The organism is Halalkalibacter oceani (assembly GCF_023715705.1).
Classification (GTDB): domain Bacteria; phylum Bacillota; class Bacilli; order Bacillales; family Bacillaceae_D; genus Halalkalibacter; species Halalkalibacter oceani_A.
In genome coordinates this window covers 19,488-31,429 of sequence record NZ_JAMBOS010000036.1, presented here as the reverse complement: position 1 = coordinate 31,429, position 11,942 = coordinate 19,488, and the positions used below count along the sequence as shown (strand labels likewise).

Here is an 11,942-nt window from a genome sequence, read left to right as displayed (position 1 = left end):
CTTTTAATTTGGATTTGGACAGAACTACCAAACCTAATTATAAGGAGTTTTTTTATGTCTTGAAACCATAAATTTCTACTCGAAACTACTTGACAAATTTTTAATAACTTTATGCAAAGCTAATGATCTATACTAAGAGTGAGTATAATAATCCAATACAAAGTCGTCACCTCTTTTATTTTTTAAAAGATTTATAAGCTGCGATACTTAAAAGCAAAAGGGCATCAATAAAATCATCCAAATCTTAATGGTTATTTAACCACCATATTAACTGGATAGAGACTACGTGCTAGAAAATGATTCATTTTCTAGCATGACGATATATGTAACAAGTCACAAACGGAACAATGATCCACCTTTTTCCTCTGGTGTACTATATTTTTATAATGAATTTAAATATAAATACATAACACCAAAACCAAATATTCCAATTAAGAAAGAATACAATAAACTTGAATTTCTAACTGCTTCCCCAAAAATCTCTTTTATTGCAACCATAAAAATAATAGCAATAGAAAGGTTTATCATAAAAGCTAACAAGGAAGGAGATCCTATATTAAAAATTTGCCCAAGCAATGTTCCCAAAGCAATTGGAAATGTAATAATTGTCGTGATAAACACATAAGTAAGTATGCCAAATCCTGCAAGAAATAGGGGAGTAAAAATAATTATTCCTTCTGGTATATTATGTAAGACTAATGTTGTGAGCAATAGTTCTCCCATCTCTGTACCTAGCGTCGGACCAAGTGCAATACCAACGGGGAAATTGTGAATAGCAATGCTGAAAGTTAAAAGCACTCCTGAACGAACAAAAATATCCTTTTGATGACTAGCTGTGATAATTGTAACTTTATCCATTAGTTGATGAATGTATTGGAATAGGATGACGCCAACTGAAACCCCAAGAACGAGATTGACAAAGCCACCTAACTCAACATTTTCTGGGATCATTTCCAGGAATAACAATCCTACTATAAATCCGGCACACAACGAATAGATAAAGCTGAATCCGTGCTGTAATCCTTTCATTATCCAGGCTATTCCGCCACCCACACTAATACCAAGTGCGGAGGCAAACGCACTAATCATCCAAGTCATCGCCATAGAATCGCTCCTTTATAAGGTTGTCTTTTTAGTTTATGTTCTACCGGACAAAAATAATATTCTATTTTAGTTACGTGGGGTTTGACAATCGATTTTAACGGGTATATAATATGAACATATGCTAATACATTCATATGATCATATTATATGAAGTTCACATAACTTTTCCAAGCTTAATCTTTAAAAAGGGGAATGATCTATGGAAAATAACAAGGAACTGTCAGAAATAGACAAAAGGGACTTGGATGAAGAAACATTATTTATAGTATCTCAAATTTTTAAAGTGCTAGGAGATCCAACGAGAATACGTATCCTTAACTTATTGTTCGATAGAGACCTATCTGTGAATGAAATTGCAGAAAACCTACATCTAAAGCAATCGACCGTTTCACATCAATTGCGTTCTTTAAAAAATTCACGTTTATTGAAATATCGTAGGGAAGGAACAACATTATATTACTCGCATGATGATGAACATGTAATGAATATGCTGAAACAAACAATTGAACATGCTTGTCATCATTAGAATTTGCTAATGCAAAAGTTTTCAGATTGTAGTCAGGAATGTAGGGAGTACATGGTTTTAAAGCGAGGGTGTCTGATTAGGACATGATATCTGACGAGGATCATGATAATATGGATTACCTGATAGTTGAAGTAATTGGTAGTTCCCTCAACAATAGTCGGCGTTACTAACTATGTAAGTAAATGTGGATTAGAATGTGAACAATCAATGGTTTAGCTATATGCTATAAAAAATGGATGTATAGGAATTCGATATTAGATTTTTAGGAAGGTGATGAAATGAAAGAGATTAAAGAGCATCAATCACAAGAAGGTCATAGCCACGACCATGGACATAATCATGATCATGGAAAAATGCCAGTCATTTTATATTTCATCGGCCTAGTTTTGGCTATTATTGCGCTATTTTTAGATGATGAAAGTTTATTATTAAAGAACATCTTATTTTCAATCGCCACAATTACCGCTGGTTACCACGTAGTCATCCTTGAAGGGATTGGAGAGACGATTGAAAATACAAAAATAAAAAAACGATTCACCCCTAACTCTCATATTCTAATGGGGCTGGCAGCAATTGGAGCATCTCTAATGGGAAATTTCTGGGAAGGAACACTATTGATTCTTATTTTTTCTGGTGCCCATTTTCTCGAAGATTACGCTGAAGGAAGAAGTAAAAGAGAAATTACTAAGTTGCTCGAAATGAGTCCGACGACAGCTAGACGGATTATGCCCAACGGGGATACAGAAATCGTTGACGTGAATGAATTAAAGGTTGGAGATCAACTCCAGGTATTAAACGGTGACCAAGTACCGATTGATGGAGTTATTCTATCTGGCACAACCTCCATTGATGAAGCTTCTATTAACGGTGAAAGCATACCCAGAGAGAAAACTAAAGGAGACGGAGTTTTTGGGAGTACGATTAATGGCACTGGTACATTTACAATGGAAGTCACAAAAGAAAGTAAAGATACGGTCTTCTCAAAAATTTTACAACTAGTTAATCAAAACCAAGATAATCAAACAAAAGCTGCAAGTATTATACAAAGGTTTGAGCCTAAATATGTTAATTTAGTATTGATTGTAATACCATTAGTGATTTTACTAGCCCCTTTTCTATTTGATTGGACATGGTCACAAAGTATTTACAGAGGTTTAGTCCTCTTGGTTGCAGCCTCCCCTTGTGCCCTTGCAGCAAGTACTGTTTCAGTGACTTTGTCAACAACATCTAACCTTGCTAAACAAGGTGTGCTTTCAAAAGGAAGTACGTACCTATCGCAATTAGCGGATATAGATGCAATTGCCTTCGATAAAACAGGAACCCTTACTAACGGAAAACCTGAAGTAACAAATTATTACTTTGCTGATTCTGTGAATGAAGAGAATATCATTGATATCATAGTGGCTCTTGAAAAAGAATCAAACCATCCACTAGCAAATGCAATTTTAAAGAAATTTGAAGCAAATAATAGAATTAACATCGAAGTTACCAACGAGATTGGGAAAGGTCTAACAGGAGAATATAACGGGAAAAATTATCGGATAGGTAAACCCACTTCTTTTGATGATGTCTCCGAGGAGTATATCCGTTTAAATAATGAGTGGGCTTCAGAAGGAAACACTGTTGTGTACGTAGCAGAAGATGAAATAGTAATTGGGCTGATAGCCCTTATGGATGTGCCGCGAGAACAAGCGAAATCCACCATTGATTATTTTAAGAAACTTGGTATACACACCACTTTGATTACTGGTGACTCTGAGATGACAGGGAAAGCTGTTGCCGAGCAGTTGGGTCTTGACGAAGTTATCGCTAATGTAATGCCTGAGGATAAATCTAATATTATAAATCAGCAAAAAGAAAAGTATGGAGTAACAGCAATGGCGGGAGATGGTGTGAATGATGCACCAGCCCTTGTAAATGCAGATGTCGGAATTGCTATGGGAGATGGTACTGATGTTGCAGTAGACGTATCTGATTTGGTTTTAATGCAGAACGATATATCTAAATTAGTAAAATCCCATAAAGTTTCCTCAAAAATGAACCGTGTTATTTGGCAAAATATTATATTTTCAATGGTCGTTGTTGGATTTTTAATTGTTGTTAGTTCTTTAGGGTTAACTGATATAGCAATCAGTGTAATTGTTCATGAAGGAAGTACTTTAGTCGTTATACTAAATGGACTTCGGTTATTAACGTCTAACTAATCTGTGAATTAAATTCATTAACAGGATGAACTTCAAATTTAATTTATTTTATTTGATTGTTAAATCTTGGGGTAGTTGTTCATTCAATAAAAATAAAGATGTTTATTTTTAATAGCTTAAAGCCGCATTCTTCCGTTGAAAAATGCGGCTGTTTCAAAAATAGTTGTTTACTGTTCTTCAACAATCGTTAGCAATAGGTAAGCGTTTAAAGTTATCTCCAGCTTTTGTCGGGTTACTCACTTGGTTTAGTCCATGTTTATCCAGCCCTCAAAAGCAGAATCATCTTCAATTTCCAAATAATATTTTAAATACCGTATAAATTCCTCTGTGTTAACCTCTTTATATCGATAATACTTGAAAAAGTTTTTTAGAAATCCCTCTGCCTTATCTAATCCACCGTTTGCTTGAAATAGCTGATCCAGCATGGCAGTAGACTTTCCGTAAATATAAGAACTTTGGTCCTCCTTCGTGAATCTTAATCCCTCTGTTGGAAGTGTAAATGAATACGAAATATCAACGATGGCCTCTCCATCAGGATCAACACTATCCATTAGTTCAAGTTCCAAAGTATCTGTTTCTAATGTGTAATTAATATCTACTTCTGTTGATTGGGAATAAGGTTCGATCAAAAGTATCTTGCAAAACCTTATTTCAGGGAAAATAAAGAGAATCCGTTTTAAAAAAAAGATTGATCAAAACGGATTCTCCCTTTGTGAATTATTACACATCTTTTATAAAAAAGTTCGATCATTTCCCAGCTGCGATCTGCCAGCAATCGCGCCCGTTTGCTGAACATTGAAAAATACGAAATTCAGTATAGGTACTAAAAAACTCTCTCAAAAATAATTATAATGCTGAATACACAAATAGATGCCCATAACCAAATTGAAGGTTTGGATTAATTGATGCTTACCGATCTCCTTCAGGCTTCCATGGCGTTATTCGAGGGACCCACATGGGAACATTTTCACGATATATTTGATACTCTTTTCCAAATCTTTGTAGTAATTGAGGTTCTTCACGCAAAAGAAAATGTCTATCGTAACGAGACCAAAAGTAAGCAAACCATAAAAGTAAATAGAAAGAACCAAATAAGACTGTTTCCCCTAGTAATATAAATAAAACACCACAGATCATCGGATTCCTAACATATCGATATGGACCTAGAACAACTAATTTTTGTGTAGGGTCCCAAGGGGCTAATGTGCCTTTACCAATCTGAGCAAAAAGTGTAATCGTGGTGATCAATAAAGCTAACCCCACTAGTATCAGCAGCATACCGATTACCGTAATTACTCCCATTCCCCATTCCAATCGTATACTCTTTGAAAAATAAAGGATTACAAAAGGAATAAGAATAGTGACAGTAACAGGTACAAGAATGGATTTTAACTGTGCGAAATAAGAAATTTTCTTCATTATATCAGTCCTTTTTGATTGAAGTGTGAGGAATTTAAGAGAAAAACTTGGCCAATATTCTCGCTTACCTTATTCCGATCGATTCACAAAAAATGCTCCACAACAAAAGTGGACTACATCGCAGAGAGGATGAACTTTTTCGTTTGGAAAAGAAGTTGCTTCACTAACTCAGCAAAAACAGTGATCCTATTAGTGTAAAACTTAGTGTTCTGTATGTTGAAAGTCAGAGGTCTCTACTTGAATGGTTGTATGCTGAATCGAAAATTGCATTACAATTTGTTCAATCGCTGTTTTCAAGATCTGTTGGGAGGACGCTTCATCATCAATTAGCAAGTGACAAGTTAACGAGTCTTGCGAAGAAGAAATACTCCAAACATGGAGATCGTGGACATCAACTACACCAGGGTGATCCTTTAAAACTTCCTTTATTTTGGCAATCAGATAAATGAATGTGTTCATTTTCTTCAATCATCTAACCTCCATAACTATACCCATTTTCAAATTCCCTATATGGGCATATATTCATATATAATACGTTTTCTTCTTGAGAAAAGCAAGACTATAAAATATTTTTACTAAACAATATCAATTGATTCCGAAACTCAAGGCTCCTTGAGAAAGGGTACCATGAGTCGTAATTTAACTATCCCCTATTAAAAGTTGTACTATTATCACACTTCAGTTTGATAATTTTTTACCACTCTTCATTTTAACAATCCTATTCAATTTATTCCAGATAATGGCCCGTTTGCTGAATACTGATTTTTTATAAAAACCCTTAAGTCTAAGCGTATCCAAAGGGGTATAACTTCGCAACTTTTTTTATAAATATCGCGACTTTGTTTTAAACATCGTGTCTTTTTTATAAACATCGCAACTTTATTTCAAAGCCACAACTTCATCAACGATTACTTCCTTTATGTCTACGGTAGAAGGAATTGTTAGTGAGGGAGAATTCTCTTCCGTAAACATATTTGGGATAAAATAAAAGACTAGTTTGTCCCATTTTTCATCTGAAGTTTTTTAATTTGAATGGATGTGCTTACATGAAAAGTTTCGTTTTCATCCATTTTCAATGAAATTTTATAATCGCTTTCGTTACCAGGTGCTATTACTTGGGGATCAAATGATCGATTATATATCTCTGGATTTACAACACTATCAGGACTTTCCCCATGGTTACATCCAGTCAAAATCAATAAATACATCATAAAGAAAACTATATATAAGTTCTTCACAAAAGCCTCCTAAATCAAGAATTTAAGTAACATTATCAAACATATTAACTTTTAACCTATTTTACATAGTGACTTCAAAAATTCTATACATTCTACAAAGGCTCTTATTTATTAACAAAGTATTACAAACTGGAAACAAAAGATGATGCCACTATTAAAATGCTGGATTTTGAGTTGACAAATACAACATAAGATAAGGTGATAGTTTATAAAAGTACACATTTACGAACGGATTATAACCTCCAATAAATATTAAAATTCCCAGTTCGTAAACATCGTAAAAACATTTACGGACGTTCGTCGATTTACATATACTTTTGCGAACGAAATATAGTATAATACGGGAAGAAAAACCAACAGAAAGAGTGAATATTTTTAATATGGAAAAACGGAAGTACGGTTACATTCGGGTAAGCAGCAAAGACCAGAATGAAGATCGCCAAATTATTGCAATGAGGGAAAAAGGGATTAATAATCGTGACATTTTTATGGATAAGGTGAGTGGGAAAGATTTCCACAGAGAACAATATCAGCTTTTAAAACGAATTCTCCGTCCAGGGGATGTGCTGTATATTCATTCCCTTGATCGCTTTGGCCGGAATAAAGAGGAAATCGTACAGGAGTGGAATGCCATTACTAAGGAACTTCAGGCTGACATAGTTGTTATGGACATGCCCCTTCTTGATACCACGCAATATAAAGACAGTATGGGAACCTTCATAGCCGACCTTGTCTTGCAAATCCTCTCTTGGATGGCACAAGAGGAACGGGATCGAATACGAAAGCGACAGCGTGAGGGAATTGATGTAGCGAAGAAGCAAGGCAAAACCTTTGGTCGTCCTAAAGCACAGATTACAGATGTGTTTATGGATGCTTATCACGAATGGAAAAAAGGTAATATTACGGCAACAAGTGCAATGCAACAAGCAGATGTAAAAAAAACGACATTTTATAAACTTGTTAAGCAAGTGGAAGAGGATGCTGCGGAAGTTTAATCTCTCTTTAAAAAATAATTAGCCTTATTTATGAAAGGGTGGTACGAAATGGGCTCAAGGGGAAAAGAATTACTTACAGCAGATCAAAGAGCAGAATTTGTACGAATACCAATGGGTATGACCGAACGTGAATTAGAAATCTATTATACTTTTTCGCAACATGATCTTGAAATAATTAATCGACACAGAAGAGACCATAACCGTTTGGGGTTTGCTGTCCAATTATGCGTTTTACGATATCCTGGATGGTCTCTCTCGTATGTTGAACCTATACCGGACTATGTAATTCAATATATAGCAAAACAAATAGATACTGACCCAAATTCTTTTTCTTTATATGCCAAACGAGATCCAACCAAGCATGAACATTTGGAAGAAATTCGACAAGTATATGGTTATCAGAATTTCTCTGCAAGTAAGTATCGTAAAACTGCACACTTTGTATTGCAACACGCCTTGCAAAATGGAAATGCTATGTACCTGCTTCATACAGTTCAAGAAAAATTACGGAATCAGAAAATAATACTTCCCGGTATAACTACCATAGAGAGACTTGTTTGGGAAACCCGTCGGAGAGCAGAGGAAAAAACATTCAAATTTTTAATCAAATCTCTTTCAAACTGGCAAAAGCAAAAACTGGATACACTTATCGATCCCTTTGTTGAAAACAGGAAAACTCCATTAGCATGGTTAAGGGAACTTCCTGGCCAATCGTCACCCGATGCCTTTTTAAAAGTAATTAAGCGTTTGGAATATATCAGAGACTTAAAACTTCCAATGATTATACAAGAAGTGCATCCCAATCGATTGCTTCAATTATCACGTATTGGGGCACGTTATGAACCTCATTCATTTCGTAGATTTAAAGATAATAAGAAATACGCCATTCTGGTAGCATACCTTGTAACACTCAGCCAAGACTTAATTGACCAAGCAATTGAAATTCATGATAGGCAAATGATGATTTTACAATCAAAAGGTCGCAAAACACAAGAAGAAATGCAAAGGGAAAATGGAAAAGCAGTTAATGAAAAAGTTATTCACTTTGCAGATATTGGAGCTGCACTTATTCAAGCGCGAAATGAAGATCTTGATCCATTTAGCACCATTGAAAAAGTAATGCCATGGGATAAAATCATTACCTCCGTTGAAGAAGCAAAAAAATTAGCTCGACCAATGGATTATGATTATCTTGATTTGCTTGGAAATCGATTCACCTATCTAAGAAAGTATACTCCTGCCCTTCTTAAATCTTTAGAGTTTCGTTCTACAAAAGCATCAGAACCACTAATATGTGCTTTGGAAACATTGAAAGAAATGAATGAAACCGGAAAAAGAAAAGTACCAGATGGAGCTCCATTAGATTTTGTTCCAAAACGTTGGCAGAAGCATGTCTATGATGAAGAAGGAGCAATAAATCGACATTATTATGAAATGGCTGCCTTAACGGAATTGAAAAATCATATACGTTCAGGAGACGTATATGTTGTTGGTAGTAGGTTACATAAAGACTTTGAAGAGTACCTTGTTACTAAAGAGGACTGGACAACAACAAATCTCGAAGAAACTAAGTTAGCAGTTCGTTCCTCGGCAGAAGAATACCTTGGAGAACAAAGAAAAACACTAACTCAACGACTCACATGGATATCAAATAATCTTGATGATCTTGAAGGAGTAAACATCGAAAAATCTAAACTTAGACTGGATCGGTTAGAAAAAGATACTCCAGAAGAAGCACGAAACTTTAGTTTATCCTTGTATAATATGTTGCCAAAGATAAAGCTTACTGATCTTTTAATGGAGGTAGCCCACTGGACAGGATTTGATAAAATGTTAGTACATGCTTCCACCAATCGACCACCAAAAGGAGAGGAAAAACCCATTTTGATGGCTGCACTTATGGCAATGGGAACAAACATCGGTTTGACTAAAATGGCAGATGCTACCCCTGGAATTTCTTATCACCAAATGGCTAATGCTGCCCAATGGCGTTTGTATGATGATGCTATCAGTCGGACGCAAGCCACATTGGTAAATTTCCAGAAAAAATTAACTCTAGCTTCATATTGGGGTGATGGTACCACATCTTCATCTGACGGAATGCGAGTACAGGTTGGTGTATCATCTTTGCACGCCGAAGCAAATCCTCATTACGGCACAGGTAAAGGTGCAACCATGTATCGGTTTACAAGTGATCAATTCTCTTCTTTTTATACGAAGGTCATTAATACGAACGCAAGAGATGCTGTACATGTAATCGATGGGTTACTTCATCATGAGACGGAGTTAAATATTGAGGAGCATTATACTGATACAGCAGGTTATACCGATCAGGTTTTCGGTTTGAGTCATTTATTAGGTTTTCGATTTGCACCGAGACTTCGTGATTTAGCTGACGCTAAACTTTACACAATTCAAAAGCCAAGTGATTTTCCTAAATTGGAAAACTTACTTCGTGGACGGATTAACACAAAGGTTATTCTGGAAAACTTTGATGATGTACTTCGATTAGCCCATTCTATTAGAGAGGGAAAAGTATCTGGTTCACTTATTATGGGAAAATTAGGTTCATATGCAAGGCAAAACAAATTAGCCACTGCTTTACGAGAAATGGGCAGAATTGAAAAAACTATTTTTATCTTGGATTACATATCTAGTGAGACACTACGTAGACGTATCCAGCGAGGACTAAATAAAGGGGAAGCCATGAACGGTTTGGCAAGAGCATTGTTTTTTGGAAAACGAGGTGAATTACGGGAAAGGGGTTTACAGGATCAGTTGCAACGCGCAAGTGCATTAAACATTATAATTAACGCAATTAGCGTATGGAATACCGTATATCTAACTGAGGCAACTAAACTGTTAAAGGAAAAAGGAAATTTACGAGAGGACTTATTAAAACATATATCCCCACTAGGATGGGAACATATCAATTTTCTTGGTGAATACACCTTTGATATGGCGAAAATAAGAAGCTTAGACTCACTACGTCCTCTCAACCAATAAAATAAAAGCTGAAAATTCCTTAGCGTAGGAAAATCGGCTTTTTTTATGACGAATTTTGCTTAGCGTATGTTTTCCGCTTTTTGTTGGTAGTACCCCTGTTTTAAGTGGTGCCATCTTTGTTGTAGGTGAAATGCTTATCTTACCAACTATTGATAGTACAATTTCACAGTTATCGACAGCAGGATTGATCGGTCTCTTCTTTGGATTGGCGAATGTGATGTCAGGCTTAGGTGAAGCTGTTGGAAACTTAATTGGTGGTCAATTACTTCAAATCGGAACAGAAGTTAGTTATTTGCCGTGGGTCGTGTATGGAGCAACAGGGGTAGCGTTATTCTTGGTTGTTCTATTACTCAAAAAATGGCAGCCGCTTGAACAATTATTACAAAAGGCTGCGACACAAGATGATAAGCCTAGACACGCACCAAGAATTCAACCGGGACCTACGAAAAACCGCTCTCATCCGTTTAGTGGTTGGGAACAAGAAGTATTTTTCAGAAAAAAAAGTCATCCACAGAGATAGGAGGATAATTAAATGGAACAACATCATCAACACCATGAAATGCAACATAATACGTACATGGGTGCAACCGAAAGTGATATTATTACAACCATTACGTATCAAGAATCTATTATAAAAATTCATTTAGAAGATCAAGATGGGAATCCACCAGTGCTTTTACAAACACATGAGAAATATATGCACCTGATCGTCGTCAGTGATGATTTGCAAGAGTTTTATCATTTACATCCTGAGCAAATTGATTTGTATACGTATGAAGTAACGCTCCCTCTTCGTGATCTTACATCTTATAAGGCTTTTGTTGATATAAATCCGAAAGGGAAACATTATCTAATTGAACCGAATGCAATAGAGGGCAATATACTTAATCATACTCATTTATGTCATAATGAAATGAATCTAATTCCTAACAAAGAAAAAATAAAGGAAATTAGTGGGAAGATAGTTGAAATGACTCACGATCCATTGAAAATCGGAGAAGATGTTACACTTCATTTCGATCTCAAAGGTGAGAAACCTGAACCTTATCTAGGGGCTCTTGGACATGTAGTAATCATTGATGATGAAGTAAAGCAATTCATTCATGTGCATCCTAATTCAGATCATGAAACAGTATTTGTTGCTCAATTTATAGATAGCGGTTTTTTCAAACTATGGGTTGAATTTAAATTTGCAGAACAAATAATTGCTTTTCCTTTTTGGATAGAAGTAAAGGAAAAGTAAATGCATAAAATATTTTATCACGCCTATCAGAGACTTGAATCTCAAAAATTCTTGTCTTTTTCTTTTTGCTTATAATTCTACAAAGGCTAGTGTAAATATAAAACGAATACTAAACAATTGGAAATAAACTAACATACTGACTTTCTAAGTATAGAAATGGCTGAGCTGAGGTTTTAAAAAATATAAATTGATAGAAGTCCACAAAAA

General features: G+C 35.4%; 11 protein-coding genes. 6 read left to right on the top strand and 5 right to left on the bottom strand.

Annotated elements, in window-relative coordinates; translation table 11 throughout:
• Positions 1-381 precede the first annotated feature (381 nt).
• Positions 382-1,104: a ZIP family metal transporter gene (locus M3212_RS20420; protein WP_251195784.1), complete on the bottom strand. Its 723-nt coding sequence runs from the start codon at positions 1,102-1,104 to the stop codon at positions 382-384.
• 199 nt (positions 1,105-1,303) lie between these two features.
• Between M3212_RS20420 and M3212_RS20415 the strand changes: the two genes are divergently transcribed.
• A complete protein-coding gene (locus M3212_RS20415; RefSeq protein WP_251195783.1) occupies positions 1,304-1,630 on the top strand; it encodes an ArsR/SmtB family transcription factor in 327 nt (108 codons plus the stop codon).
• 278 nt (positions 1,631-1,908) lie between these two features.
• Positions 1,909-3,834 (top strand): heavy metal translocating P-type ATPase, encoded by a 1,926-nt coding sequence (locus M3212_RS20410; RefSeq protein WP_251195782.1) that lies wholly within the window; start codon positions 1,909-1,911, stop codon positions 3,832-3,834.
• Between the two features lie 245 nt (positions 3,835-4,079).
• Here the strand turns inward: M3212_RS20410 and M3212_RS20405 are convergent, their stop codons facing one another.
• The 4 genes from M3212_RS20405 to M3212_RS20390 all read right to left on the bottom strand — a co-directional run bounded on the left by M3212_RS20405 (position 4,080) and on the right by M3212_RS20390 (position 6,491).
• Positions 4,080-4,463, bottom strand: coding sequence for a hypothetical protein (locus M3212_RS20405; RefSeq protein WP_251195781.1), 384 nt, complete (start codon positions 4,461-4,463; stop codon positions 4,080-4,082).
• A gap of 280 nt (positions 4,464-4,743) precedes the next feature.
• The gene (locus tag M3212_RS20400; protein ID WP_251195780.1) at positions 4,744-5,253 is read right to left on the bottom strand and encodes a methyltransferase family protein; all 510 of its coding nucleotides are present in this window, start codon (positions 5,251-5,253) and stop codon (positions 4,744-4,746) included.
• A gap of 201 nt (positions 5,254-5,454) precedes the next feature.
• Positions 5,455-5,721 carry a hypothetical protein gene (locus M3212_RS20395; protein WP_251195779.1) on the bottom strand — a complete coding sequence of 89 codons (267 nt, stop codon included), beginning with the start codon at positions 5,719-5,721 and terminating at the stop codon, positions 5,455-5,457.
• A 524-nt stretch (positions 5,722-6,245) separates the two neighbouring features.
• Entirely contained in the window at positions 6,246-6,491 is a 246-nt protein-coding gene (locus M3212_RS20390; RefSeq protein WP_251195778.1) for a hypothetical protein, read from the bottom strand.
• Between the two features lie 380 nt (positions 6,492-6,871).
• Between M3212_RS20390 and M3212_RS20385 the strand changes: the two genes are divergently transcribed.
• The 4 genes from M3212_RS20385 (at position 6,872) to M3212_RS20370 (ending at position 11,735) form a co-directional block, all read left to right on the top strand.
• Entirely contained in the window at positions 6,872-7,486 is a 615-nt protein-coding gene (locus M3212_RS20385; RefSeq protein WP_251195777.1) for a recombinase family protein, read from the top strand.
• Positions 7,487-7,534: 48 nt separating this feature from the next.
• Positions 7,535-10,492 carry a Tn3 family transposase gene (locus tag M3212_RS20380; RefSeq protein WP_251195776.1) on the top strand — a complete coding sequence of 986 codons (2,958 nt, stop codon included), beginning with the start codon at positions 7,535-7,537 and terminating at the stop codon, positions 10,490-10,492.
• 130 nt (positions 10,493-10,622) lie between these two features.
• Positions 10,623-11,012 (top strand): hypothetical protein, encoded by a 390-nt coding sequence (locus M3212_RS20375; protein ID WP_251195775.1) that lies wholly within the window; start codon positions 10,623-10,625, stop codon positions 11,010-11,012.
• 12 nt (positions 11,013-11,024) lie between these two features.
• Complete coding sequence (locus M3212_RS20370) at positions 11,025-11,735, top strand: hypothetical protein (RefSeq protein ID WP_251195774.1); 711 nt, start codon at positions 11,025-11,027, stop codon at positions 11,733-11,735.
• Positions 11,736-11,942: the final 207 nt, after the last annotated feature.

Bases quoted from the DNA above. Each gene is read 5' to 3' on its own strand.
- M3212_RS20370 (WP_251195774.1), top strand. From the start codon at position 11,025: ATGGAACAACATCATCAACACCATGAAATGCAACATAATACGTACATG.
- M3212_RS20410 (WP_251195782.1), top strand. From the start codon at position 1,909: ATGAAAGAGATTAAAGAGCATCAATCACAAGAAGGTCATAGCCACGAC.
- M3212_RS20385 (WP_251195777.1), top strand. From the start codon at position 6,872: ATGGAAAAACGGAAGTACGGTTACATTCGGGTAAGCAGCAAAGACCAG.
- M3212_RS20420 (WP_251195784.1), bottom strand. From the start codon at position 1,104: ATGGCGATGACTTGGATGATTAGTGCGTTTGCCTCCGCACTTGGTATT.
- M3212_RS20415 (WP_251195783.1), top strand. From the start codon at position 1,304: ATGGAAAATAACAAGGAACTGTCAGAAATAGACAAAAGGGACTTGGAT.
- M3212_RS20380 (WP_251195776.1), top strand. From the start codon at position 7,535: ATGGGCTCAAGGGGAAAAGAATTACTTACAGCAGATCAAAGAGCAGAA.
- M3212_RS20375 (WP_251195775.1), top strand. From the start codon at position 10,623: ATGCTTATCTTACCAACTATTGATAGTACAATTTCACAGTTATCGACA.
- M3212_RS20400 (WP_251195780.1), bottom strand. From the start codon at position 5,253: ATGAAGAAAATTTCTTATTTCGCACAGTTAAAATCCATTCTTGTACCT.